This window comes from Blautia sp. 210820-DFI.6.14, from assembly GCF_020558815.1.
Classification (GTDB): domain Bacteria; phylum Bacillota; class Clostridia; order Lachnospirales; family Lachnospiraceae; genus Blautia_A; species Blautia_A obeum.
Map to the genome: position 1 here is coordinate 1 of NZ_JAJCKS010000013.1, position 25,846 is coordinate 25,846.

General features: G+C 40.5%; 21 protein-coding genes, 3 pseudogenes and 1 riboswitch. Of the genes and pseudogenes, 4 read left to right on the plus strand and 20 right to left on the minus strand.

All coding sequences use genetic code 11. The features are described 5' to 3' along the window. Window positions 1-44 precede the first annotated feature (44 nt). From LI112_RS10545 to LI112_RS10555, 3 genes are all read right to left on the minus strand, one after another. Entirely contained in the window at window positions 45-1,217 is a 1,173-nt protein-coding gene (locus LI112_RS10545) for a hypothetical protein (protein WP_227190680.1), read from the minus strand. 6 nt (window positions 1,218-1,223) lie between these two features. Continuing rightward, window positions 1,224-2,156, minus strand: a complete 933-nt coding sequence (locus tag LI112_RS10550) for an AAA family ATPase (protein WP_138343773.1) — start codon at window positions 2,154-2,156, stop codon at window positions 1,224-1,226. Between the two features lie 85 nt (window positions 2,157-2,241). Beyond that, window positions 2,242-3,012 carry an AAA family ATPase gene (locus LI112_RS10555; protein WP_227190681.1) on the minus strand — a complete coding sequence of 257 codons (771 nt, stop codon included), beginning with the start codon at window positions 3,010-3,012 and terminating at the stop codon, window positions 2,242-2,244. Between the two features lie 168 nt (window positions 3,013-3,180). Here LI112_RS10555 and LI112_RS10560 point away from each other — a divergent pair, with 168 nt between their 5' ends. Continuing rightward, window positions 3,181-3,828, plus strand: coding sequence for a TetR/AcrR family transcriptional regulator (locus tag LI112_RS10560; protein WP_005423137.1), 648 nt, complete (start codon window positions 3,181-3,183; stop codon window positions 3,826-3,828). Here LI112_RS10560 and LI112_RS10565 read toward each other — a convergent pair. Then, the gene (locus LI112_RS10565) at window positions 3,750-4,376 is read right to left on the minus strand and encodes a DUF3786 domain-containing protein (protein ID WP_005423133.1); all 627 of its coding nucleotides are present in this window, start codon (window positions 4,374-4,376) and stop codon (window positions 3,750-3,752) included. The genes LI112_RS10560 and LI112_RS10565 overlap by 79 nt on opposite strands. Before the next feature lie 227 nt (window positions 4,377-4,603). On the opposite strand from LI112_RS10565, the gene LI112_RS10570 reads away from it, so the two are divergent. Next, on the plus strand, window positions 4,604-5,053 hold the full coding sequence (locus LI112_RS10570) for an Rrf2 family transcriptional regulator (protein WP_173904962.1): 450 nt from the start codon (window positions 4,604-4,606) through the stop codon (window positions 5,051-5,053). 231 nt (window positions 5,054-5,284) lie between these two features. Here the strand turns inward: LI112_RS10570 and LI112_RS10575 are convergent. The 16 genes and pseudogenes from LI112_RS10575 to LI112_RS10645 form a co-directional block, all read right to left on the minus strand. Continuing rightward, window positions 5,285-5,809: pseudogene (locus LI112_RS10575) on the minus strand (CoA ester lyase); the annotation flags it as partial. After that, window positions 5,786-5,962 (minus strand): annotated as a pseudogene (locus LI112_RS18520) (MATE family efflux transporter); the annotation flags it as partial. The pseudogenes LI112_RS18520 and LI112_RS10575, both read right to left, overlap by 24 nt. Window positions 5,963-6,133: 171 nt before the next feature. Beyond that, the gene (locus LI112_RS10580) at window positions 6,134-6,355 is read right to left on the minus strand and encodes a hypothetical protein (protein WP_005423125.1); all 222 of its coding nucleotides are present in this window, start codon (window positions 6,353-6,355) and stop codon (window positions 6,134-6,136) included. A gap of 202 nt (window positions 6,356-6,557) precedes the next feature. Beyond that, window positions 6,558-7,037 (minus strand): GNAT family N-acetyltransferase, encoded by a 480-nt coding sequence (locus LI112_RS10585; protein WP_044925110.1) that lies wholly within the window; start codon window positions 7,035-7,037, stop codon window positions 6,558-6,560. Window positions 7,038-7,056: 19 nt separating this feature from the next. Further along, window positions 7,057-8,412: an MATE family efflux transporter gene (locus LI112_RS10590; RefSeq protein ID WP_055066527.1), complete on the minus strand. Its 1,356-nt coding sequence runs from the start codon at window positions 8,410-8,412 to the stop codon at window positions 7,057-7,059. 106 nt (window positions 8,413-8,518) lie between these two features. Further along, window positions 8,519-10,015, minus strand: coding sequence for an HD domain-containing phosphohydrolase (locus LI112_RS10595; protein ID WP_227190682.1), 1,497 nt, complete (start codon window positions 10,013-10,015; stop codon window positions 8,519-8,521). Between the two features lie 143 nt (window positions 10,016-10,158). Beyond that, on the minus strand, window positions 10,159-13,110 hold the full coding sequence (locus LI112_RS10600; protein WP_227190683.1) for a response regulator: 2,952 nt from the start codon (window positions 13,108-13,110) through the stop codon (window positions 10,159-10,161). A 5-nt stretch (window positions 13,111-13,115) separates the two neighbouring features. Then, window positions 13,116-14,966: an extracellular solute-binding protein gene (locus tag LI112_RS10605; protein WP_227190684.1), complete on the minus strand. Its 1,851-nt coding sequence runs from the start codon at window positions 14,964-14,966 to the stop codon at window positions 13,116-13,118. 30 nt (window positions 14,967-14,996) lie between these two features. Continuing rightward, window positions 14,997-17,159 (minus strand): ATP-binding protein, encoded by a 2,163-nt coding sequence (locus LI112_RS10610; protein ID WP_227190685.1) that lies wholly within the window; start codon window positions 17,157-17,159, stop codon window positions 14,997-14,999. Next, window positions 17,143-17,958: an ABC transporter substrate-binding protein gene (locus tag LI112_RS10615; protein ID WP_227190686.1), complete on the minus strand. Its 816-nt coding sequence runs from the start codon at window positions 17,956-17,958 to the stop codon at window positions 17,143-17,145. The genes LI112_RS10610 and LI112_RS10615 overlap by 17 nt, the downstream gene beginning before the upstream one ends. Window positions 17,959-18,116: 158 nt before the next feature. Next, a riboswitch (cyclic di-GMP riboswitch) is annotated at window positions 18,117-18,192 on the minus strand. A gap of 272 nt (window positions 18,193-18,464) precedes the next feature. Next, window positions 18,465-18,674 (minus strand): annotated as a pseudogene (locus LI112_RS10620) (MATE family efflux transporter); the annotation flags it as partial. A gap of 367 nt (window positions 18,675-19,041) precedes the next feature. Next, window positions 19,042-20,418 carry an MFS transporter gene (locus LI112_RS10625; RefSeq protein ID WP_005424912.1) on the minus strand — a complete coding sequence of 459 codons (1,377 nt, stop codon included), beginning with the start codon at window positions 20,416-20,418 and terminating at the stop codon, window positions 19,042-19,044. A gap of 32 nt (window positions 20,419-20,450) precedes the next feature. Next, on the minus strand, window positions 20,451-21,479 hold the full coding sequence (locus LI112_RS10630; RefSeq protein WP_005424911.1) for a zinc-binding dehydrogenase: 1,029 nt from the start codon (window positions 21,477-21,479) through the stop codon (window positions 20,451-20,453). A 251-nt stretch (window positions 21,480-21,730) separates the two neighbouring features. Further along, window positions 21,731-22,834 (minus strand): ROK family transcriptional regulator, encoded by a 1,104-nt coding sequence (locus LI112_RS10635; RefSeq protein WP_022388150.1) that lies wholly within the window; start codon window positions 22,832-22,834, stop codon window positions 21,731-21,733. A gap of 97 nt (window positions 22,835-22,931) precedes the next feature. Further along, window positions 22,932-24,032, minus strand: a complete 1,101-nt coding sequence (locus LI112_RS10640) for a glycerol dehydrogenase (RefSeq protein WP_055057085.1) — start codon at window positions 24,030-24,032, stop codon at window positions 22,932-22,934. Between the two features lie 228 nt (window positions 24,033-24,260). Next, window positions 24,261-24,824, minus strand: a complete 564-nt coding sequence (locus tag LI112_RS10645) for a glycoside hydrolase family 36 N-terminal domain-containing protein (RefSeq protein WP_227190687.1) — start codon at window positions 24,822-24,824, stop codon at window positions 24,261-24,263. Window positions 24,825-24,921: 97 nt separating this feature from the next. Between LI112_RS10645 and LI112_RS10650 the strand changes: the two genes are divergently transcribed. Together LI112_RS10650 and LI112_RS10655 are read left to right on the plus strand one after the other, a co-directional pair. Beyond that, window positions 24,922-25,206, plus strand: coding sequence for an autorepressor SdpR family transcription factor (locus LI112_RS10650; RefSeq protein ID WP_055066517.1), 285 nt, complete (start codon window positions 24,922-24,924; stop codon window positions 25,204-25,206). Next, entirely contained in the window at window positions 25,190-25,819 is a 630-nt protein-coding gene (locus LI112_RS10655) for an SdpI family protein (RefSeq protein ID WP_117593174.1), read from the plus strand. Before LI112_RS10650 ends, LI112_RS10655 begins: the two co-directional genes overlap by 17 nt. The last annotated feature ends 27 nt before the right edge of the window (window positions 25,820-25,846 follow it).

Sequence of the window (25,846 nt, forward strand, 5' to 3'; positions counted from 1 at the left end):
ATGCCGGGGAGTGCTTTTCTTGAACATCCTGAATATCTGGATGATTATCTGCCTTCAGGAACAAGCTGCCCTGCATCAGATCTGCTGACAGAATCATCCTTTCGGATTATAAATGCCCGTTTCAGTGACTCTGCCAACACAGAAATATTTCTTTTGATGATCCAGTGATTATTTCCATAATAGGCTTTATTTTTTTCAAACTGCAGCTGAGAAAAACGGTATTGATTATTTTTTATGACAGGGTTCTGTAAAATTCCATCTGTAAGATACAGGATACAGTTTTTGTGGATTCCTGTACAAAATTTCCGGTTGATTCTGGCCTGCTCCGATTCACTCAGATACGATTTCCCGTAATTCAGTTCCACATATTCCCGTATCCGTCGCACTGCCTGTGGATTTATATTCTCCGAGCTTTCCGGAACTTCTTCATTTTCCGGAGAGAAATAAAATCTTTTTTTCTTTTTGTTTCTGATATCCAGACTCATCATCTTTTTTTTGAGATTAGAAAGATATTTTTGAATGATGTCTTCCATCTGTTCATCCGTCATGCATTCCTGCCACGCGTCATTGGCTAATGCCATATCCGGTAAATTCAGAATCTTCTCCAGATTTCCATTCCTTTTTTCAAAAGAGGGATCCAGAACATGATTATAAATCTCATCTATCACGTTTATGACATCTTCCGTATTTTCCGCATCCTTCAGAGAAAGAATCTTGTACAATGCAATCTCTGCCTGTGGATCCATTCCCTCATCGTCTGTGTTCTCCAGAACATGCCTTATATACAAAAGCCTAATCCTGTGAATCAGGTCTGTTCCAGCATTATCTGATATCTGCTCTTCCTCGGCCTTTTCCAATTCTCCGAATGCCTGTTCTCTGATTTCCTTTGTTCCCAAACGTTCTCGAATGATAAAACGATTCACTGCAGCATCCATGCATAATCCAGCAAGAGGCAAAAGCATATCTTCTCCAGCAGAAAAATGTATTTTTTTCATCAAATACATGCCAAGTTTCTTCTGATCAAAATATCGTGCAAAGGCACCCTGCTTCACTGCCTCATATAGAACCGTTTGTTTTGAATAAACATATTTTTCTGTGTCCGGTTCAAATTCTATATCATAATCACCACTAACTGTCCAAAAAAGATTTCTGATACGATTGCTGACCTCCAGACGATGTTCTTCCAGTTGTTCCGCCGGCCATCTGACATCCTCCATACAAGTTTACCCCCATATGTCTTTTCCGGTCCAGGAAGATGGGATTCTGGTAGAAACCACATCTTCTACGATCTCTTTTTCAAATACATCAAAACTTTTATTTATGATCCCCATCTGGATTGCTTCAATTGGAGAAAGTCCGCTTCTTGTTGCTTTTACAGCAGAAACCAATCCTCTCAGGTCGAGAGATTTTGTTAAGATTTCTCCATGATAAGCTTTGATCTGCAAATCCAGAAACAGTCCTGCAAAAGCTTTCAATGCACTTTTTTTCCCCTCTGGAAAATGTTGTCTTAATACAAAAAGGACACTATCCTCATCCATTTCAGGCATATCAATTACCATAAACCTTGAAACCAATGCTTCATTTAGATCTCTGGTACCTGCGTAACCATAATTCATCGTGCCGATAAATCGTGTTGCCGGATGAAGTAAAATCCTGTTATATCCTGGAATATCGATTCTGCGCCGATGATCCAGTGTGGCATGCAGTACAGAGACCGCATCATTTTTTGCCATATTGATTTCGTCCAGGATTCCAAATCCTCCAAATTCCGCGCATTGGTAGATGGGGCCTTTCCGAAGGCGAACCTCATTATTTATAAAGGTATCCGTTCCAATCAGATCGGCACTGTCTGTATTTACATGAAAAGAAATGTCGTATTCCGGTCTTCCGAATATCCATGCCAGTGTCTCACATAGTACATTTTTTCCTGTAGCTTTCGCACCGGAAAGTAACAGGTTATCTTCCTGAAGAAGCGCTGCTATTGACATTTCCAGAATCTTTTTCCCATAAAATAAGATATCCGGTTTTTCTACCCGTTCCTTTACCTGATTCTCTACCTCATAACGCATGTGAAAATCTCTCAGTTCTCCAATCAGTTCCTGCGCTATCTTCTGGTCTTCTAAATATTTTTCTATTTCTGTCCAATGATTTCTCATGAAGATTTTCCTTTCTTTGCAATTGGTTATATCAAATCAGATAATATTTCTGTTTACTCAATCTTCATACTTTCAATCCTCCAACTCACAATCCTAACTTCTTTACAATTTCTCCCAGTGCATTTCTTACAGGAGAATCTTTCGGAAGCTGTATAATCGGCTTTCCATCACAGTCATACTGATATACCTGGTCATCATGTGGTACAACCCCTAACAGTTCCAATCCCTGATTTCGGATTTCTTCCAGAGTTCCGGCATCCAGTTTTCCATCTGGAACACGATTCACGATTAATCCAGTTTTCTGTGGTTTAAAGTTTAATTCATTCATCAGCTTTGCAATACGTCCGGCTGCCTGAACACCTCTTCTGGAACAGTCACTCACAAGAATCGCAACTTCCATCATTGGCAGGATTCCTCTGCTGATGTGTTCCATACCCGCTTCGTTATCAACCACAATATATGGATAATGGCTTTGCAGTTTCTGAACCTGGGTCTGTACAAGACCATTTACAAAGCAATAGCAGCCCTGTCCCTGGGTTCGCCCCATTATCATCAGATCATAATCATCTTCTTCCGCAATCGCATCAGAAAGACGCATTTCCAGATATGCCTGTTTCGTCATACCGGATGGGATCTGATATCGTGGATCTACGCCTGCCCGCTCAATTTCTTCTCTCAGCTCTCCAAGTGTGATCTCCGGCTCCACACCAAGCACTTCATTTAAATTGGCATTCGCATCTGCATCCACGGCCAGAACCGGACGTTTCCCACTTTCACACAAATACTGGATCAATAATCCACAAAGTGTTGTTTTTCCTACGCCGCCTTTTCCTGATATTGCAATTACATGTCCCATGTTTTTCCTCCTAATATTCTGAACAATCTGTTGACTTTTTCTTTAAACCCCATTATAGTTGTTACTATATAAATTACAATAATCAATCTTTGAGATTTGTATGGCTACTCAACACATCAGAAAAATTGTTGAGGAATCATACGATACCAAATAATACAGGAGTATATAATGTCAGAAAAAACCAGAAAACAAGATCGCCGTACCCGCTATACCAGGCAAACCATAAAAAATACGTTCTTAGAATTGTTAACGCAGAAAAGTTTTACGAAAATTACAGTTACAGAGATCTGCAAAAATGCTGAAATCAACCGTGGCACTTTTTATCTTCATTACTACGATATCCATGATGTATTATCAGATATTTTTAATGATATGACTCAGGATATGTTAACAACTGTAGATCATTTATTCTGTCTAAATCAAAAAAGCTGTTCCTATCCGTTCTGTCAGAAAATACAGATGGAATCACAATACAGGGCACTGTTTCTGGATGATGCAATTGCCCCTATTCTTCTGGAAAAAATAGCAGAAAATACAAAAGAAGGCTATGTGACCTGGCTTATGTCACACAGCCTCCTGACCTTTGAACAGGCAGAATCGGTTTTTTATTTTCAAATGAACGGCTGCCTTTCCATCAACAGACTGATGCTCCGCAATCACTGTAATGACTGGAAACAGATTCAGACAGTAATCGACAAATTTATCAAAGCCGGACTGGAAAGTTTTCTGATTCATGATCAGAGGGAAGAAAATGCTTCCGATAATTTTTGCAGTAAAATTTCTCCAACTGTTACCGCATCTTCTACACTCAGATAATGATCGGCATGATCTTGAAGAAATAGTTTTCCCGATGCAGGAAATTCTTCATCCGCAAACCATATCTTTAAAGTTACCGGATATCTTGGCAGAACTGGAAAAACAGCACACAGATCCGCCTTTGTCTCTGTGAATTCTGCACCCAGACTTGTACATGCTTTCTGAATTTTCTCAGGCTCTTTGTCCTGCAAAAGTTTTTCCAGTTTCTGCTCTGCAGTCCGGTCAAACTTGGTTCCTCGAATCAATCCATCTTTCAGGTTACCAAAAGTAATGAGCTTCTGTGAACCTTCTGTTCCATCGGCCATATCCAGATAATGCAGCAATATCAGATAATGCCATTCATCCATATTTGAGTTAATACGAAACTCAGGGAGTTGAATTTCAATCGTTTCATAAAAACTCAGTACTTCAAGCGCATTCCGGCTGCTATGAAAAACAGCCCCACTTTTTGCAGCAATATCCTCTCCAGAACGATTTTGCAGCCGTTTTACTGCCGCCTGCAACATTTCCTGAAATGCACGATTTTCTGTTTGATTTTTGTATTCCATAAACTCTCCTTTGCCGTAAGTTTCATTACTGTGTTGACTTTTCCTTTAATCCCCATTATAGTTGTAATTATATTATTTACAATCATCAAACATTAAAAAATGTACAGTTTATCAACACATTAAAAAGAACTGTTGAGAACTTAGGACGTTTTAAACAAACCAAAAATATTTTCACCCCAAAACGTGAAAACAAGATTATTATATCATACTACAAGGAGCTTCTTATCATGAAATACTCAACGAAATTAAGTGATACTGTTCATGTGATGGTTCTGATTGCTATCAACCAGGAAAAATCCCTCTCCAGTGCCTCAATTGCAGAAAGTGTCCATACAAATCCCGGCTTTGTGCGCCAGCTTATGTTAAAACTAAAAAAAGCGGAACTTATGACCAGTGTAGCCGGACATGCCCGTCCTTCTCTTTCAAAACCAGCAGAACAGATTACATTGCTGGATATTTATAAAGCAGTTGAAGGTGATAAACCTTTGCTTCATTTAGATACTCATACCAATCCAGAGTGTGGCGTTGGCATTAATATTCAGTTATCTTTGCAGGGATTTTACAATGAAATTCAAAAAACTGCTGAAGAAAAAATGAATACGATTACTTTACAGGATATCATAGATACCTACTATCAGCGGACATCTATAGAAAATAACTTACAGAATATTATTTAACAGGAGAACACTTTCATGTACCTTCAGCAAATACGAAATGCCACCATTTTTTATATTATGGCGGAAAAAAATATTAATTGATCCTTCAGAGCATCCTCTAGTTCATTCTGATCGAGGATGTCATTATCGTTGGGTGGAATGAGTCCATTTCAATATAGACGTAGTTTAGGAATAGCAATTTAGTCCAAGAAAACGTCCCCCCCCGGGTTGCAATAACTTTTGCATTCAACCGTTCTGTCTTGCACCCATAAGCTCGATTCCGGTTCCTGTGATGTGTGTCTGGAGGTCTTTTGTATAATCACCACCGGAAAGTGCGATACCGAAAAGTCTCTCGCTGGATTCACAGATATCAAGAGCTTTCATAACACCTCTTGCTGATTCAACAGCTGCCATGATCAGGACACTTCCTTCCGGAAGTCCAAATTCTTTTTCTGCTGAAATGATCTCACGCTCTACAAGCTGCACATCCTGTGCACTTTCTGTCTTAGGAATACGAATAGAATCACATCCACCGGCTACTGAACAACGAATGTCTTCTTTCCAGTAAGGGCTGTCCAGTCCGTTGATTCTGACTACTCGTTCACAAACACGATAATTAATCGTCTTAAGTGCATGATAGAGTGAAAAACGTGCTGCATCTTTCTGATTTTCTGCTACTGCATCTTCCATATCCAGCATGATGGAATCCGGTTTGTAAATATATGGATCTTTGATAAGTCCTGGTTTCTGTGCATTTCTGACAAATATAGAAAAAATTCCCGCCAATGGTAAAATGATTACAAGCTGTCTCAAAAGTGAAATAACCAGTGATTCCATACCTCCATCCAGTGCCTGATAAATTCTCTGATAAGCAACATTGATTCCGGCAAACAAGAAACTTAAAGAAATCACCCTCATTGCACCGATAAATATGTTCTTGACTGCCTGCATTTTGTTGCTTTCCGCCATTTTTGTTCTAACTCCTCTCTTTTCTGGCACAAAAAAAGTGCACACCCTGTCTTATAAGCTGGACTTACGCTCACAGGCTACACACTTTTTTTCATGACGAATATTATATTTTAAACTTACTGACCGTCCCTTTTATTCCGTAAATGTATATCGTACAAAAGAGCCGTTATTATCTCCTGTTACGATTACAATGTCTCCACTCTCATTACTTGTAGTTTCCAGGATCGGGAATCTTCCATTTTCTTTTACATAAGCTTCCGGGCTGGCTGCTTCTGCCTCTATCAATGTTTTTTTGCTGTATTGTTCTCCTCCACATGGATTTATATCCTCAATAAAAATTTCATACTCATGCATATCTGCTTCCTCCTGAAATTAATTTTGTAAAGGCGAGTAACGTATATTTTGCTTTTCTGCATGATTACGCCACTCGCCACTATCTTTATTATAAAACTATTTTATTCTGGTTGCAAAAGCAGTTTTTACTAAAAAAGCACCTTCTGTTTTTAGTCATTATTACCACAGCAGAATACGATTCTAAATCTCTTAAATGCTTTTTTCATAAATCATCCAGAATGTATTCCATCTGCCTCTCTTTTGTCTTCATTCCCATTTTTTCATAGAATTTTTCTGCTGAAGTATTTCCTGACCATACATTTAATGTCACTTCATAGCAGTGCATTTTCCTGGCTTCTTTTTTTACATGCTCAAACAGGCTTTCACCGATATGCTGACCTCGTGCCTGCTGGTCAACGCATAGATCATCTATAAAAAGCGATTTAAACTGTACCATATTATTTGAGAAGGGCTGTTCCTGCAATTGACAAAAGGCATACCCTACACAAACATCAGACTCGTTCACTGCAACATATATCGGTTTTTCTTTATTTTTCAAAAGCTCTGTTAATTCTTCCACTGTATATTTTGTTGTATCGGGAATAAAAATATCAGGTCTTATGTCTGCATGGATCTGCAACACCTGTCCTAATAGCTCTATAATTCTTGGAATATCTTTTTCTTTAGCTTTTCTGATAATCATGTTTCGCTCCTCCATTAAATCAATCAAAATCTCTGGTAATATTTGTGAGCCATTTGCCTCTGAAATAGTGAATAAATACCACAGGCATTTTTTCGAACTCATCCAGAGTCATTACAAAGTACACCCAGATTGGAGGCAATTTTAAAACATATGCGGCAAGGAAAGTAAGCGGCACTGCAACAAGCCACATAAATATGGAATCTATGATCATTCCAAATCTGGAATCACCGCCACCTCTGAAGCATCCGCAGATAAGGCAGGTATTGATACCTTCTCCCACAAGACGCCAGGTTGTCATAATTATAAAAATGCCAAGATAATAAATGGCCGTCTCTGTCAGTTTATCCCGATAGAAATCCAGTATCAAAGGACGAAGTGCCAGAATAATAACGCATCCGACCAGACTTACAACCATTGTTATCCTGAGCATGCGCTTTCCATATTCTCTTGCTGTATCAATGTTATCTTTACCCAGTTCCTGGCTGACAATGATGGTAGTCGCATTGGCAAAACCACGACAGGCGATCGCACCAATATTTACCACCATGACAGCAACTGCATTTGCGGCAACCATATCATCGCCAATATGGCCGAGTATTGCTGCGAATGCTGAGCTGGCAAAACTCCAGACAACATCATTTATTACAGCCGGGGTGGCAATTTTCATAAAGTCCTGGAACAGAATACCTGATTTCGTAAAGAAGTATTTGATCCGGAATCTGACATCGGAACTTCTTAATGAATAGATGAGGCAGATCAGTACTTCTGTGATTCTGGCAATGACAGTACCAAGAGCCACACCGGTAACGCCAAGCTTTGGAAGTCCAAACAGACCAAAGATAAAGGTCGCATTACAAATTACATTGACACAAAGCGAAACAATGTACGTGACAGATGGCAGCATTATTTTTCCGATACTTCGAAGGGCACTCATAAAAACCTGAGAAAATCCCATAAACATAAATGAAAATGAAATTACCCTTAAGTATTCACTGCCGGCAGCAATCGTATCCGGACTGCTTGTAAAGATCTTCATGATCGTAGTTGGCATAGAAAAGGAGATCACGAAAAACACGAGGGAAACGATCAGTGAGATTCGTTCCGCCAGGCCGAGAATTCTTTCTACAGTCTTTTTATCACCTTTTCCCCAGTACTGTGCACATAAAACTGAAGCACCCGTGGCCATGCCATAATATAAACAGAAAAGAATAAAAGTATACTGGTTCGCAAGGGATGAAGCCGACATAGCAGTCTGGCTTACATACCCAAGCATAACCGTATCGGCAATATTTACCAGTGTTCCGATCAGATTTTGGATCATGATCGGAAAAGCTAGTTTTGATGCATATTTCAAGAAATCTTTTTTATTTAACATACATGGTTTTTCCTTAGTTCTTAGTATTCATAACCAATTGTATCATACTCCTTCAGAAAATACGTTAATATGGTGGAAAAAATCAGCACTACCACTTTTCAGGAACCTATATACTCTCAAAATATCCAACAATTCCTATATAACCATCTTTCTTTAAAGGAGACCATAGGGTGTGCAGCTTCAGAGCACACATCTGCCTTTTGTTCCCTACTTTTGCCATTACGTGCAATGAAACCTCTTTATTCTGTATTGATGTCTGATCCAATAGATTACTGACTTGCCGTATATCTTCTCTGTTTACTTCAAACACATTAGATATATCGTACTTCGGATCATTTCTTTGACATATTATCTGCTGTTTTTCATTCATTATACTAAGCTGACCTGAAATGACATTGTATTCAATGGAGGTTTTTCCACTATTCGTTTTAAAAAACTCAATCTTTTCCTGCATAAGCTCAATGACACGCTGGGAATAATTTTTACGGGGTAAAGACTTTTCCCTAAGTATTTCATCAGAGAGTCTCTGCGCTTCATAATACTGTTTATTATCATCTGGTTTATTAGTAAACATTCTGGAAAATTGAAGGCTGAGTTCTTTCAGACATTTAAGAAGAACTGGATTAAACTGTCCACACTGCCCATCCAGGATCATTCGGATTGCTGTATCATGATCAAATGCTTTCTTATAACATCTTTCACTGGTAAGTGCATCATAAACATCGACTATCGATACAACTTGTGCAGAAATCGGTATTTCTTCACCCTTCAGTCCATCCGGATAACCTTTTCCATCCCATCTTTCATGATGCCATCTGCAAATTTCCCATGCAGTATGCACCAATGGTTTATCCTTTGGGAAGCGCATATCCCGGATCAGGGATGCGCCTATCTCACTGTGGGTTTTCATAATCTTAAACTCTTCATCCGTCAGCCTGCCCGGTTTATTCAGTATTTCTTCCGGAATACCCACTTTACCGATATCATGAAGGGAGGATGCAGTTGTGATCAAAGCAATATCTGCCTCTGTCAGAGGATAAGCATCTGTTACTTTTACCAATTTTCTTAACATCATTTCCGTTGCTGTTTTAATATGCAGAATGTGCTCACTGCTTTCGCTGTTGCGAAATCCCAGTACATTACTCAAAATTCCGATCATAATATTGTTGTTTTCTTCTTTTTCATAAACCTGGTCTACAACCACATTTACCAGACGCTTTTGGTTCGCATAAAGTGCCAGTGTATTCTGGACTCTTTTCTTTACGATAACAGAGTCAAAAGGCCGTGTAATATAATCGGTAATACCCATCTCATAGGCTTTACGCATAGTATCAACAGATTCTTCAGAGGAGATCATAATAACTGGAGTTTCATCGATCCATTGGAAACGGTTCATCCATTCCAGGACTCCAAAACCATTCATCTGTGGCATGTTGATATCCAACAACATCAGGTCAATCTCCGGATTTTCTTCCACTATCTGGATTGCCTGATTTCCATTTTCAGCTTCCAGATAATTATAAGTTTCTCCGAGAATCTCCTTCAATATAACCCTGTTAAATTCCGCATCATCCACAATAAGTATTTTTTGTCTTTTATCCATTATGATCCCTTCCTCTTATACCTTCATTAATATAGTTTAGTGAACATATCCTGAAATTGTTTTTATCACTTTCTCCGGCACAACCGGCTTTGACAGTTTCATGCTGCGAACTGTCCTCGGCTGTCAAAACGTACATCTGCTGCCTAACCCAGCAGATTGTCGTGTAAGGTACTGATCAATTCTTCAATAACTATTGGCTTGGATAAGAATCCATCCATGCCACATTCCAGGGCTTTCTTTCTGTCCTCATCAAAGGCATTGGCAGTCATGGCAAGGATTGTAATCCCCGCCAGCGCCGGGTTATCCAGAGCACGGATTTCCTTAGTGGCTTCATATCCATTCATTACCGGCATCTGCACATCCATCAGCACCAGATCATAATTACCCGGAGTCGAATTCTTAACTTTCTCCACTGCCTCTGCTCCATTTTTGGCAGTATCAACCAGGAATCCATATTCATTAAGGATCTCCACCGCAATTTCGCTGTTCAGCTCATTATCTTCCACAAGCAATATACATCTGCCTCTGAAATCCGAACCTGCTTCCGGAAGAATTGAATCTTCTGCTCCAGCCTGACTCTGACCGATAGCAGTCATCAAGGTTTCTCGGATATCTGACATAAACAGAGGTTTCGCACAGAAAGCAGTCACCCCTGCTGCTTTGGCTTCTGCTTCGATATCTGACCAGTCATAAGCAGTCAGGATAATAATCGGTGTATCGTCACCAAGGCTGCGGATCTGACGCGTAACTTCAATTCCATTCATATCCGGCAGACGCCAGTCAATGATATACGCATGGAAGGCATCTCCCAGTTCCATAGACTGCCGTGCACGGAGAACAGCTTCCCTGCCGGAAAGTGTCCATTCTGAGCGCATTCCAACCCTCACAAGCATTTTTGTCACACTGTCACAGGTATTAAAATCGTCATCTACAACCAATGCCTTAAGTCCTTCCAGTTCTGCGATCTTCTCTGTGCGTTGATGCTCAGGCTGAGTTCGAAATGGCAGACGGACTATAAATTCGGTGCCTTTGTCCTGCTCTGTCTGAACCTCAATAGTACCGCCCATCATATCCACAATATTCTTGGTAATGGCCATTCCAAGTCCTGTACCCTGAGTCCTGCTGACTGTGGAAGTACGCTCCCTCTCAAAAGGAGAAAAAATCTTCTGTACAAATTCCTGACTCATACCGATTCCATTATCCTTAACCCGGATTTCGTACAGCTCACTGCCTTTCTGTGTTCCATGACACTGTCTGATCCGAACAGAAACGGTTCCTCCTGCAGGTGTAAACTTAACTGCATTGGACAAAAGATTCAGCAGCACCTGGTTCAGCCGCGTCTTATCACAATAGACATCCTCATTTGTAACATCCATTACATCCATATAAAGTTCCAGCTGCTTTGCATGGATCTGACCACTGATGATCGTCTTCAGGTCATGAAGCACCTCCGACAGACTGACCTCCGTTTCTTCCAGATGGATCTTTCCACTCTCAATCCGGCTCATATCCAGTATATCGTTGATCAGTGAGAGCAGATGGTTGCTGGATGAAAGTATCTTACCCAGATAATCCTGAACCCTTTTTTTATCATCAATATTGCTTACTGCCAGTGTGGTAAAACCGATGATCGCATTCATTGGTGTCCGGATATCGTGAGACATGTTGGAAAGGAAAGTACTCTTTGCCTTGTTTGCTGTCTCTGCCGCACGTACTGCCTCAGAAAGTGCCTGGTTCATTTTCCAGTCAGAGGTACGGTCTGACATAACCAGGATATATTTCTTTTTCCCGTTTACCTCACTGCCCATTGCAATATTATGGAACCAGCGTTTTTCCCCTGTCTTCAGATGAACATATTTAAAATCCCCTTCCCTCTGTTCATGAACCTGGATTTCCTCCAGATAATTCTTCTCTAGATCTTCATGTTCTGCCGGATGCAGTTTTCCCAGAACACGAATATCTTTACGAATCTGCTCTGCCGTAATCCCCAGCAGCTTTTCCGCATTTGGACTGACGTAATCTGCCTGATATGTTTTGGCATCCAACATCAGAAAGACGTCATCCACGTTCATTGAAAGCTTTTGGAACAGCTCATCACGGTACAGGATCTCCGTATCCTTTCTTCTGAGATTGGTTCTGTTTGTTTGAATAATAAGACTGATAAGAAAAGCAGCAATACAGAGCACCACCACACCAACAAGAAGCATTGTACTACGCTGCAGACTGTTCATACTGGCATTGACGATATCCGCCTGGACAAGTCCCAAAAATATCCAGTCCTGGATATCCGATTTTTCATAGACCAGATAATAGTTTCTTCCATCCAGATCCAGCAGCATCGCGTCGGTACGTCCTGCTTTAAACTTCTCTGAAAGTTCATTGACCTCTTTTTCAGACATATCAGAATGCTCTCTCAGAACACCGAAAAAATTATACACATTCCCCCATGTTTCAGAAGAATGATCGACCACAACACGGCCATTCGGATGAACAACAAAACTCTGGGCATTTCCATCGAAAGCAGAAATATCCAGTACATCTACGATATCAGAGTTTTCATAAGCAATGGCTATGGCATCATATTCAAATCCCTGATAAGTTCCGTGAGCCTTAGGAGTGGCAAAAACAAGCAGCTGAGATTTTCCGGGAACTGATGCATTCGCAATAACATCATTTCCCTGCCGGATCTCCTCTTCAATATTTTCCTGTAATCCAAGGTACCCGGTTTCCCCTGTTGGCATCTTATAGTTCCCGTCGGCTGACAGAAAAAAGAATTCCAAAAAGCCGGTATCCTCCTGCGCTTTCTTTATATAATCACGAATTTCATCTTCACTGGATGTATTCTGCAGATTCTCTCCCCACATATGAAGATAGGTCAGGTTTTTCTCTGTCAGTTCCCTCAGCATATTATCAGACTGATGAAAAACTTCCGTCAGATGAGAAACACTTTCCTCATAAACAGTTTTCGACACAAATCCAAAATATCGGAAAACCATCAAAGCAATGCACACAAAACCAGCTATAAAGACAGCTATCTTTAATCGTTTTCTCATGACAGATTTCTTTCTGTCTTTACTATGTTTCCTAATATCCATTCTTCTCACCTCAGAGTCATGTAGTCTTCTGGCTCTGCAAGAATGGCATCACCATCTGAAACATATGCTGTCCATGTATCATCCACAGAAATATCTCCTCCATCAAATACAATGTTTTCATCTGTGGGATAAGCTTCCATGTGTTTTGGTATTGCAAGACAGGTTACTGTAAAAGTATCATTGTCCTGAACTTTTTTTCCATCCATTGTAACGTTGCTCAATGTATAGCCATCATCTGTTTCTTTGATTTCCACGGAAATACCGCTGAACACAGGCAATGAGCCTCGGTTAAACGGAATAAATCCGCCCTCATAGCCTTCTACAAAATTTTTAACCGTCTCTTTCAGTTCAGCTCCACTCATCTTGCTGCTGTAAGCCGACAGACTGTTTGGCATGATCATGTCGCCTGCCATTTTTTCAGTATATCCAGCTTTCAGCACGTTTCCCGTAAAGCTGTTTCCAGTTGCGATCAGCACATCTGATCCATAAATGCCGCGCAGAGTGTTTGCCATAACTGAATATGCCGCATTGCCCCCACTGCTATGAAAACGATTGGAATAGGATTTCTGCGAATCCAACACGATATTCTCCGAAATAGCTTCTTCCTCAAGAAGCTGAGAATTAAACGACTGATATGCCTGCTCTGCATCGTACTCTCCTGAGATCATCTTTGAAACCACATCCTTGGAAACGGAGAAAAAGTCATTTGATGCAATGCGGATATACATATGATTTTCTTCGATCACGGATTTCACATCTTTCAGATATTCCGTAAGCTGCATATCCACATCCTGACTGTAGCTTAACAGATCCTGTCCATCACTAATGATCCGCTCCTGCGCATCCTCTGAAAGCATTGTGCTCAGCACCTTCATTGCCTTCTTTCGACGTGTCTCATCCTGTGTCAAATCGCGGTTTAAAGCCACCTGGAAGTATGGCGTAGTCATCAGCCACTTTTCACCGTTCTCCTGAAAGAATGGAAGAAAAGTTGTGTTAATGCCCTGATCCTGAAACATTTTTACACCGGCAGAGGTTCCAAAGTACATGGCAAGCTTGCCACTTTGATACATCTCAACTATATCATCATAATTCATATCCAGATCATCCTGACTCAGACCGGTATCCTGGATGAACTGCTCCATACGTTCAAAAGCCTTTGGCCAGACAGTACTGTCCAGACCTTCTCTCTTTGTATTATCTGGATCACTGTAGGCAGTACGCCACTTTCGTCCGTCCACGGAAGACAGTTCTGATGCTGACAGACCTTGCAGTGTTTCCATACAGGTATAATCATAATAATAATCTGCTGTAAACCCACGAATCCCCACTTTGTCAAATGCCTGGCAGGCAGAGACAAAGCTTTCATAATCTGTTGGAAGAGGGATATCATACTTTTCAAAAAGATCTTTGTTCACTACAAAACCATGCGCATCCGCACACACCGGAAGCCAGTTTACGCTTCCATCCTCATTCATAAAATTGCTGAGGTAGGTATCATAGACAGCACCTGCCACATTGGTTGTGGAGAGATCCATCAGACTGTCTTTCAGTGGACTCGCATCATGCAGTGAAAAACGACAGCAGGTTATAATATCCGGCAGTCCACCGTTTTTCTTCAGAAATTTGTAGAAATCCAGATCGTTATTACCTACGACAAATTCAACATTGATGTCCGGAAGCTGCTCCTGGATGTATGGTGCATATTTTTCATACAGGTTTGTGCTCCATAAGTACACCGTGATTGTTTCTGCATCTTCTTTTTCCGTACTTTTACCGCCACAGCCTGAAAGAAGTGATATGCTCATCACCATCATTAAAAGTACAGCCAGCACTCTGTTCCATTTTTTCTTTTTCATTACGAATCCCCCCTCTGAGATTGTTTCCCACTAGTACACCAATTCATGAATTATCTTTACCAGTAGTTTCATATCAATAGGCTTAGAGATATGTTCATCCATTCCTGCTTCTTTTGCTTTTATTCTGTCCTCCGTGAACGCATTTGCTGTCATTGCAATGATCGGTATCGTCTTTGCATCCTCTCTGTCCATAGAGCGGATCATCTTCGCTGCTTCATAACCATTCTTGACCGGCATCATGATATCCATAAGAATCACATCAAATTCGTCAGGCCTGCTTTTTTCAAATATCTCAACAGCTTCCTGTCCATTCCATGTTTTTGTCACAACTGCGCCTTCATTCTGAAGCATAAACTCTGCAATTTCCATATTCAGTTCATTGTCTTCTGCCAGAAGAATATGCAGTCCGCGGATGGAAGCTTCTGTCTTTGCCTCAGTTTCAGCTTTGCTTTCCCTGTCTGTATCAATCCGGAACGGAACCCGGATCACAAAGGTAGTTCCTGCGCCTTCTTCACTTTCAAAGGTAATGGTTCCACCCATTTTCTCGACCAGCTTCTTTGAAATTGGCATTCCCAGTCCTGTTCCCGCAAATTTTGTGCGGCTTCCTGTGTGTTCCTGTGCAAATGGTTCAAACACACATTTCTGAAACTCCTCAGTCATTCCGATTCCTGTGTCCCGACAGACAAATTCCATTGTCGTCGTTTCTGGCTGTTCGGATGAAATTTCCATACAGCTGATATAAATCTGTCCGTTTTCTCTGTTATATTTCACCGCATTCGACAGAATATTCATCATCACACGTTTCACATACCTTGGACTTCCAATAAGATCCCGGTGTGTGATTTCTTTTTTCTCCCATACAATCCGGATATTCTGTTCTGCAGCAATCTGTTCGATCACAACAAGCACTTCCTCAGAGATTTTGATCAGATTAAATGGAACCTCTTCCAGAACGACTTCGCCTGACTCAAGCTTACTCATATCCAGAACTTCATTTACCAGCTCCAGCAACAGATTGGATGCCTCTTTCACCTTTGTCCTGTATTCCTTCTGCTTTTCTATATCATCGGCATAATGATCTGCCATATTTACCATGCCGCAGATTCCATTGATCGGAGTCCGGATATCATGGCTCATTCGCTGTAGAAACTCGGTTTTTGCCTCATTGGCGGCTTCTGCCTTTTTTGCAGCTATCAGAAGTTCTGCTTTATATTTTTCATCTTTTTCCTGTTCCAGCTTCTGGTGTGTCAGATTGGTTTTATATGTCCAGAGCCAGAATATACTGAATATCAGAAAATAAAGAAAAATAATGCTTATCACACTTAATGGAAGATTATGAAATACTTCCGTATCCGGAAGATATGCATAAATATAATAATCACGCTGCTTCAGCATAATTCCATAACATCCGGTTCCTTCGTTTTTCAAGTGAAAAATGTGCTGACTGTCTGTATGCTTTTTCATTGCCTGAACAACTTCGTTGTCGGCTGTATTCTGCCCCAACAGACTCTCATCATTGCTGGCAACAACTGTCCCGTTGTCTGCAACAATAATTGTTCCATCTTTCTGGACACTATAGCCGTTTAAAAGGCCCTGTATCGTCAGGGTATAGTTTCTGACAAATTCGGGAGATGTATAATAGTAGATTGCAACAATCCCCGGTGCATCTTTTCTGGCACAGGCTGCAATGTCGATACGTGACCCGTCTTCTCTGGTAAATCGTTCCGAATAAGATCTTTCTTCATATCCGGCAAAATCTATAATAATATTTTTTTGCAGGTATTCCGTAATCTCATCGGTCAGAGATTCATCCGTGCTGTATTCACAGTCCGTCTTTCCTTCTGCATTCAGTACAATGATACCATCCACCCAGAGAGTCTGCAGGTTTCCTTTCAGGAACTCCTGGCTCAGCTGACCACCGTTTTCTGTTTCCATGTCGATATTTGTACTCATTTGTCTGGCACTTTCAATCGCCCGAAGAAGACTTTTGGATTCCGAAGATTCATTATAATGGGTATAGGTGGAGCACTGCACTTTGACATAGTTTACAATCTCCACCATTCTTTTCTCTGCTTCTGCCTTTTCCGCATAAAAGAAATAAAACAGTGCGACTGTAGCCACACAGATTCCAATCAGACCGCCGACCAGCTGGATTCGTTTTTCTTTTTTCTTTCTCTCAATATCCAAGATCATCCACCTCCAGATACTTCTGGGGATCATCCAGATATTTTTCAACGATTTTCAAGCTCGTGCCATCCTGACGCATTTCTTCCAGCGTCTGTTCCATCTGCTCACAGATTCCTCTGTCATCATCTTTGGCAAAAGCAACACCTATTCCGGTAAGCATCAGTGGTTCTTCCAGGATACGGAAGCTTGCATCATAATCTTTCATATACTGGACAATAGATTCCTCATGTGCGGCAACTGCATCTACATATCCTTTCGCAAGAAACGTATAGATCAGCTCTCTGTGTCCAAGGCTGATCAGATTTTCCAGTTTGGGAATTCTCTCATCCGTCCGATTCAGAAAGATGCCTTCCGGTTTGGTTGTGGACTGAACAGCCAGGTTCTTTCCTTCCAGGTCACTTAGTTTATAAATGTCACTGTTCTCATTTACAGCAACCACTTGGCGGCTTGCTATGTATGGTCCTGCCCAGCGGTAATCATCAAGACGCCCTTCCATGGAAAAGCAGCCCATGATACAATCAATTTCTCCGCTCTCCACCAGTTCTTTTTTCTCCTCCCAGTCAATCTGGACAACGTCCACCTGATATCCCATTCTTTTGAAAGCTTCTGTAGCCAGTTCTACATCTATACCCGTCGGTACACCATCCTCATTCAGATAATTGTATGGTGGATAGTTATCTCTGCCGAGCGTGATGACCGGCTTTTCGGTTTCTTTTTTACTGCTGTCTGTGTTTTTACACCCTGTCAGGGTGACCGCCAAAATTCCCACAAGCAGAATGCCTGCGATCCCTCTTTTTCCTTTCATTTTCCTTCCATCCTTACTGTTATTTTGCTTTTTTTCTCATATCAGCTTCTTTACCATTTATCACACTTCAGTGACCTGCGGTTCGGTGCCCCCCCGCCGCCACCGATAAGTCATTCCTCAAAAAAAGCACTGTCAGACAGACAGTGCACATCATCATCTTATGCAACTGGCTGCCATTTTACAGGCCCTATAGCTTTGCGTCACAGACTTTCGTCTGCTTTGCCAATTATTTTCTATTACAGCTTTCACAAAGAGGTAATTTTATAGCATCCCAGTATCTCACTATGTGTGAGCAAAACTTCACCACACTAATATATAAAAAACCAAAAAAGAGAACAATCGATATATATGTATAGGTATATATTCGAACTGTTCTCCTGCTTCTGCAAAAGTCATTTTCGTTTATATGTTTTTAATGATATCACGGAAAGTTACGTTTGTCACCCAAAAGTTTGCTAATCCAAACAAATCAAATACATTCCATAATTATCTTCTCACATCTATCATATCCCAACTGCCACCATAAGCATCTGAACCGGAAATACCAGTGTCAAAGCATTTAATGCCGCTTCACTGCCCTCTCTCATATTTCCCACAAATGCGCTGTCTACAATGTTATAGACCGCCTGCAATGCCATGGATAAGATCATCGGGATTCCCATCTGGATCATCAGCTTATTCACCGGCATATCCTTCATTTTGTTACTTTCCGCCATTTTGTTTTACTCCTCTCTTTTCTGGCACAAAAAAAGTGCACACCCTGTCTTATAAGCTGGACTTACGCTCACAGGCTACACACTTTTTCATTGCAAATATTATATTTTACCGGCACTTTTATTCCGTAAATGTATATCGTACAAAAGAGCCGTTATTATCACCTGTTACTATTACAACGTCTCCATTCTCGTTACTTGTGGTTTCCAAGATAGGAAATCTTCCGTTTTCTTTTACATAAGCTTCCGGGCTGGCTGCTTCTGCCTCGATCAATGTTTTTTTACTGTATTGTTCTCCTCCACATGGATTTATATCCTCAATATTCTTTTTCTTTCAAAAGTGATTTTTACTAAAATGAGCCTTCTGTTTTTAGGCATTATTACTATGACTTTTTCCTTTTTTCAAATCTTCTACGATTTCGTTATAGCGTTTTTTGTTTAATCGATAAAAGAATAAAACAATTGCCGTAACGATCCACAGGATTCCCGGAATTGTCGAGAATGCATGTTTCATGATTGCGATTACTTCCGGATTCTGTGCCTGGTTTGCTACATAACCATATTTTCCAAGCAATGCTGCGAGAAGCGCTGTGCCAATCGCCATTCCGATTTTATTTCCAAGAGAAACAAAAGCATACTGGAATCCATCATTTCTAAGTCCCGTCTTCCATTCGCCATATTCCACACAATCCGGAATAATTGCATAAATTGCTGTATTAAACCCAGAGAAAAAGAACTGTGTAATCCCGGCGAGCGCATAAAATGCAACTGGTGATTCTTTTACATTGAAGAAGTACATTGCCAGCATTGCAATACCTGTGAGCAGTGCAAAGATCGATGCAGTTCTTCCTTTATTATTCAGCTTCCGAAATACTGGCTGAAAGCATGCTGCACCAATAATGGACGGAATGATAATACACATAGAATATGTTGTATAATAAGAAGCATTTCCCTCTACATAAGTAAAATAATATAAAATATCTGCATTTCTTCCATATAATGTAAATCCAAACAACACCTGTCCAACCAAAGCCAGAAGATATGGTTTGTTCTGCATAACTGCTTTCAACTGTACTTTTATTGAGATTTTTTCTTTCTCAGGAATTGCTACCTGTTCTTTTGTCTTTGCGAAACAGAAGAAATGACAGGCAGCAAAGATACATCCATAAATAATTGCAACAAACAAATAACCATTCTTTGCACTGCTGCTTCCCAGCTTACTGATCAGCGGCACTGTCACAATATTGATGATTCCTATCGCAATCATTGCTGACACAGAACGGGAAGTATTAATCTTGGCACGCTCATCAATATCCTGTGTCATAGCACCACAGAGTGTTCCATATGGAATATTTACACAGGTATAACCTAATACCAGCAGGCAATAGGTAATCACCATATAGATAATCTTCGCTGTATTTGACCAATCCGGGTGTGCCCAAAAAGAAAGCACCAGAAGAATCGCTGTAATAGGCGCAGCTACAAGAAGCCATGGGCGATATCTGCCCCATCTTGTATGAGTCTTATCTGTCAGACCGCCTACGATTGGATCATTGATCGCATCCCAGAATCTTGAAAAGAGCATCAGGGCTGACACTGCAGCCATACTGATTCCAAACACGTCTGTATAAAAGATCATCAGAAAATTACTGACAAACATCCAGCTGAAATTACAGCCTACATCTCCAAATCCATATGCGATCTTACTGATCAGTGGCACTTTCCCATTATTACTTTCGTTCCCCATATCTTCCTCCCTGTCAGAATGTTGTTGGAATTCTATTTTTCCTGAACGTTAATGATAACTTTCATGGTAGTCTCGCGGTTGTCATCAATATACTGATATGCCTTCAGATAATCCTTAAATGCAAATGTTTTGGAGATCAAAGGTCTTAAATGCACCTTCCCATCATTTACAAGTGTGATTCCGTCGATATAATCATCATGACGATACATCATAGTACTCTTGATATCCAGTTCATGATCATTTGCGACTGCAAGATCAATTGATGCCATGCCTGCAAATACAGCTACCAGAACAATCACGCTTCCTTTTCTTGCATATTTGATAGCCTGTCCCATTGTGATATTATTTCCTGCACAATCATAGATCACATCCGCTTTATCCGGTCCAAATGCTTCAACCATTGCCTCCCCGAAATCTTTCTCTTTTGTATTTACACATACATCAATGCCGCATTCCTTCGCTTTATCCAGGCGAAGATCACTGACATCAGTAATCATAACCTTTGCTGCTCCCATCCCTTTCGCAGCCTGTGCAACCAGATTTCCAATCGGACCAGCACCAAGAACTGCAATGTTCATTCCTTTTACATCGCCCATCTGCTTCACAGCATGTACAGCTACAGCAAGAGGCTCGATCATTGCACCTTCTTCATAAGACATCTCTTCCGGAATCGGTGTTACCTTGGATGCATCTACTGCAAAATACTCCGAAGCAGTTCCTGTTGTCTGGAATCCCATAACTTTCAATTCTTCGCAAAGATTGTATTTTCCGTGACGACATGGATAGCAGTGTCCGCAATAAACCTGCGGTTCAATTGTTACTTTCTGTCCCTCACGTAAACCTGAAGCATCTTTTCCTACTTTTACGATTTCTCCTGATACTTCATGTCCCTGCGTGACCGGATATTTGGTAAATGGATGTTTTCCATGATATACATGAATATCCGATCCACAGATTCCAATGTTCATGATCTTGACTAATACCTGATCATCTTTTATTTCCGGAACCGGAACTTCTCTAAAAATAATTTCTCCTGGATTTGTCATTACCTGCTGTAACATAATTAATTCCTCCTTTTTTTATTGTCTTTTATTAAACGTTTTATTAAAGTAATTACATTATTATTCACTTGCCAGTATTTGTCAATATCCTTTTATTCACTTCTGCCTATTGCACAAGTTTGTTCCGTTGATTTTATGCATTTTTACTACAATATTAAGAAGTAATTTTCAACAAAACAAAAATCCAGAAAGAAAACACTCTTTTCTGTGTTTTCTCTCTGGATTTTAAATTTATGATGCTGACATCATAATTACATATTTTTTATAAATTCCTGCAGGAAATGCTTTGCCGCCCCCACTGCAGATGCCTCTCTCTTGTAAGAACACATTTTCAGATATCTCACATCATGGTCGAAACCATTATATTCCATTACTTTTTCTCCTAATGGAATCATATACTCTGTAAGATATCCTCCAACTTCACCTCCAAGAATAATATCCATATCATACGCCATTCGTAAATTTGATATCAAAATTGCCAGATTTTTCAAATATTCCTGCCAAAGGTCTTCTGCTTTGGTTTCCTTATTTTCCAAACTCTTCATAAACTGTTCCAGCGTCTGGCATGTTTCATCTGTCAATGCACTCGCTGCACAATAAGCATCCGCACATCCCAGCTTTCCGCAATAACATTGCTTTCCTTCCGGGACCAGAATCATATGCCCAAATTCACCGGCTTTCTGATTCTCTCCCTGTATTAATTTTCCATCAATACAAAATGCTCCACCAAGAGTATTATTCAGAGACAGATACAGTGCATTTTTATATCTGTCTAAATCTTCTGCCATCATTGCTGCATTTGCATCGTTCACAAAATATACAGGAAGCGAGAATGTCTGCTCAAGAAAACCAAGACTATAGTTTTCTAATTGAAGCGCATGTGATTTGATCAGTATTCCATCACCTGGCTTTATAATTCCCGGAACAGAAATACCAATTCCAAGAATTCTGTCCTGATTTTCTACATCTGCAAGAAAATGATGCAGTTCTTCTCTGAGCCGTGAATAATAAGAAGCTTCTGTTGAAAATTCCAGCCGGATTCTTTCATACTTTTCAATTTCGGATTTCAGATTTACAAGCACAAACCCTACATGTTTTGCAGTAATTCTAATTCCAACTGCATAACGATAAGCAGGATTTATACTGATCATTTTTGCTTTTCGTCCGCCTGTAGATTCATACTCTCCCATTTCAACTACAATTCCACTGGCAAGCAGCTCATTTACATTAGACAAGACCGTTGGCATACTGAGATTCAGATTTCTGGACAATTCCACTTTAGACGTTGCCTTATGATTTATAATATAATTGATAATTTGAAATTTTGTACTGTTTTTCTTTTCCGTTCCAGCCATCTCAAAGTTTCCTTTTATAAAGTATTTTATAAAAGAATCTTACCTTTTCCGGATGGATTTGTAAAGTCACTTTTGTATAAAAAACATTATACTCCGCTTATTCTTCTCCTAGATAATATCTGCCATATGCGTCTGCTGCCTTGATCGCTGCAAATACACTCTCCGGTGTAACTGTAAATGGCATATTCTGGAGAGTATCACCTTCTGCACTTGCAGCCTTTGCAACTTCCATAAGCTGCTCATCTGTTACGTTACCTGCTCCAAGTTCTTCAAGTGTAACCGGAAGTCCCACTTCTATACACCACATAATAATTTCTTCCAATTCTTCATGTGGGACATTTTCCAGTACTAGCTGTGCCAGGGTTCCAAATGCAACCTTTTCACCATGATACATATGATGGCATTCTTCCAGTACTGTCAGACCATTGTGGATTGCATGAGCTCCTGCAAGTCCAGCACTTTCAAATCCAATTCCGGAAAGCAGAGTATTTGCCTCAATGATCTTTTCCACTGCCGGAGTACATACACCAGCCTCCAGAGCGATTTTAGCTTTCACGCCTTCTTCCATCAGGGTATCAAAGCAGAGTTCTGCCAGTGCCATTGCAGCACCTGTTGTATTTCCACCTGCGCAGGAAGTTGCTTCACTTCTCTGGCATGCTCTTGCCTCAAAATAAGTTGCAAGCGCATCTCCCATACCGGCTACCGTAAGTCTGACTGGAGATTTTGCAATGATCTCTGTATCCATCATAACAAGATTTGGATTAGCCGGAAGGAATAAATATTTTTCAAAAACGCCCTCATCCGTATAGATTACAGACAAAGCACTGCAAGGAGCATCTGTGGACGCGATCGTCGGACAGATGAACACCTGTGTTCCGGCATAATGCGCAACAGCTTTCGCTGTATCAAAAATCTTGCCGCCGCCAATACCAATTGTAAGATCACAACCTTTGTCTTTAACTACTTTCAGCAGTCTGTCGATTTCATTGGTGCTGCATTCACCATTGAAATAATCAAAAACAAGTTCACAGTTATTTTCAGCAAAACTATCTTCGATCATTTTGCCGATTCTCTTATAACCACCCTGGCTGATCAGAACCAGTGCTTTTTTTCCTGCTGCTGCGGCATATTTGCCGATGTTTTTCATTTCTCCTGCGCCCTGCACATATTTGGAAGGGCTGATTAAGATTTTTGCCATTGAGATTCTCCTTTCTACGTTTCTATTGTTACACTTTTTACTGGTTTCCCACCCCTATTATACACACTTTGCAAGGAATTGTGCAATCAATTCTATGCAGCCTTCCACATCTTTTTCATCTGCCACTTCTGCCGGCATTCCGGCTTCTTTCGCACATTCTTTTTTGCGTTTCAACTTATTTTTCAACTGCCCTGAATGTAAATTTGATCGGCTGGTAATCGCCTGTTGTCAGTGGTAATGGCAGGAGGTACCGCGGATACTTCCTACGGACCAGTTTCCATGACCTAGATGCGTTCTTTCCATCTGACGTTCCATATTATGTTTTCCATAAAAATGAACCGCATCCAGTTCTCTGTATTCATAGTCCATCTCCATAGACATTGCTTTTTTTACTGTGACCGGTGCGGTACCTGTATTTTCCAGACGTACTGCTCTTGTGATCACATCAAGCTGTGGAAATACACCATAAAGAAGATGAGCACGTAATCCGCTGGCATGGTCTTTCAGAACAATTTCGAGTGTTTCTGCCTCATCTTCCTTTGCAAACATTTCCGGAAGTCCCTTGAGGCTGTATTTGCCTTTTGAGATCTCATAGCATTCATACTTCAGGTTTGCAGTGTCACTTCCGTCCGCCTGCTCTGTCTCAAGACCATTGACACGATAGTCACCATTTCCATATGCTGTATATTCCTGAGGAAGAGTATCCAGGGAAAATGTCTTATCGGTTCCTGCTTCATAAGTTTTTCCGCTTTTCCATATAATTCTATCCCGTTTTTGTACACTTTTCCACAAACATCAGAATAAACCGGGGAACTCTTGACAACAAGAAATGTTGTGTTATAATTCATTTAACATTTAAGTTAAATATTAAATGAAGGGGGGAATGACTTTGGGTATGCAGGACACTCTTCACGCCCTTGCCGATCCTACAAGACGTGAAATACTTAACCTTCTCAAACAGTCTCGATTATCAGCCGGCGAGATCAGCAATCATTTTTCTATTTCCGGTGCCGCCATTTCTCGTCATCTGTCTGTTTTAAAAGATGCAGATCTGATTCGTAACGAACGAGAAGGAAAATTTATCTATTACGAACTCAATGCTACCGTACTCGAGGAAATCCTCTTATGGATCAGTGAATTAAAAGGAGGGAATGATTATGATCAGACAAAATAAAAAATTACTTTTACTTACATCCGTTATAACACTGCTTCCAGTCTTTATTGGTCTGTTTTTGTGGAATCAATTACCAGATTCTGTTGCAACACATTTTGGACTAAACAATCAGCCGGACGGATATTCATCCAAAGCCTTTGCAGTATTTGGCCTGCCTCTGATTCTGCTGGCAGTTCATTTAGTATGTGTGGTCGCAACAAACATTGATCCCAAATCAAAAGATATTAATAAAAAAATATTCAGGGTTCTATTATGGATCTGCCCGTTGGTTTCCTTGTTTGTCTCCACTGTAATCTACGGATACAGTTTAGGATATGATTTTGATATGTCTTATCTATGTGGGATCCTCATTGGAGTTCTTTATCTTGTTCTTGGAAATTTTCTCCCTACAGTAAAGCCAAACTATACGATTGGTTTTCGTATTCCATGGACATTAAATGATCCTGATAACTGGTATCACACTCATCGCTTCGGTGGAAAATGCATGGTAATCGGAGGAATCATTATGATCCTTACCTCACCACTGCAAAACATGTGGATACTGCTTGCCGCTGCAATCGTTCCCTGCCTTTTGCCAGCGATCTATTCTTATCTGTATTACCGCAAATCCTGATTCTTTACCACTGTATATGAATATACT

Excerpts from the sequence above, each read along its gene's own strand:
- LI112_RS10545 (WP_227190680.1), bottom strand. The coding sequence starts at position 1,217 with ATGGAGGATGTCAGATGGCCGGCGGAACAACTGGAAGAACATCGTCTG.
- LI112_RS10550 (WP_138343773.1), bottom strand. The coding sequence starts at position 2,156 with ATGAGAAATCATTGGACAGAAATAGAAAAATATTTAGAAGACCAGAAG.
- LI112_RS10555 (WP_227190681.1), bottom strand. The coding sequence starts at position 3,012 with ATGGGACATGTAATTGCAATATCAGGAAAAGGCGGCGTAGGAAAAACA.
- LI112_RS10560 (WP_005423137.1), top strand. The coding sequence starts at position 3,181 with ATGTCAGAAAAAACCAGAAAACAAGATCGCCGTACCCGCTATACCAGG.
- LI112_RS10565 (WP_005423133.1), bottom strand. The coding sequence starts at position 4,376 with ATGGAATACAAAAATCAAACAGAAAATCGTGCATTTCAGGAAATGTTG.
- LI112_RS10570 (WP_173904962.1), top strand. The coding sequence starts at position 4,604 with ATGAAATACTCAACGAAATTAAGTGATACTGTTCATGTGATGGTTCTG.
- LI112_RS10580 (WP_005423125.1), bottom strand. The coding sequence starts at position 6,355 with ATGCATGAGTATGAAATTTTTATTGAGGATATAAATCCATGTGGAGGA.
- LI112_RS10585 (WP_044925110.1), bottom strand. The coding sequence starts at position 7,037 with ATGATTATCAGAAAAGCTAAAGAAAAAGATATTCCAAGAATTATAGAG.
- LI112_RS10590 (WP_055066527.1), bottom strand. The coding sequence starts at position 8,412 with ATGTTAAATAAAAAAGATTTCTTGAAATATGCATCAAAACTAGCTTTT.
- LI112_RS10595 (WP_227190682.1), bottom strand. The coding sequence starts at position 10,015 with ATGGATAAAAGACAAAAAATACTTATTGTGGATGATGCGGAATTTAAC.
- LI112_RS10600 (WP_227190683.1), bottom strand. The coding sequence starts at position 13,110 with ATGGATATTAGGAAACATAGTAAAGACAGAAAGAAATCTGTCATGAGA.
- LI112_RS10605 (WP_227190684.1), bottom strand. The coding sequence starts at position 14,966 with ATGAAAAAGAAAAAATGGAACAGAGTGCTGGCTGTACTTTTAATGATG.
- LI112_RS10610 (WP_227190685.1), bottom strand. The coding sequence starts at position 17,159 with ATGATCTTGGATATTGAGAGAAAGAAAAAAGAAAAACGAATCCAGCTG.
- LI112_RS10615 (WP_227190686.1), bottom strand. The coding sequence starts at position 17,958 with ATGAAAGGAAAAAGAGGGATCGCAGGCATTCTGCTTGTGGGAATTTTG.
- LI112_RS10625 (WP_005424912.1), bottom strand. The coding sequence starts at position 20,418 with ATGGGGAACGAAAGTAATAATGGGAAAGTGCCACTGATCAGTAAGATC.
- LI112_RS10630 (WP_005424911.1), bottom strand. The coding sequence starts at position 21,479 with ATGTTACAGCAGGTAATGACAAATCCAGGAGAAATTATTTTTAGAGAA.
- LI112_RS10635 (WP_022388150.1), bottom strand. The coding sequence starts at position 22,834 with ATGGCTGGAACGGAAAAGAAAAACAGTACAAAATTTCAAATTATCAAT.
- LI112_RS10640 (WP_055057085.1), bottom strand. The coding sequence starts at position 24,032 with ATGGCAAAAATCTTAATCAGCCCTTCCAAATATGTGCAGGGCGCAGGA.
- LI112_RS10655 (WP_117593174.1), top strand. The coding sequence starts at position 25,190 with ATGATCAGACAAAATAAAAAATTACTTTTACTTACATCCGTTATAACA.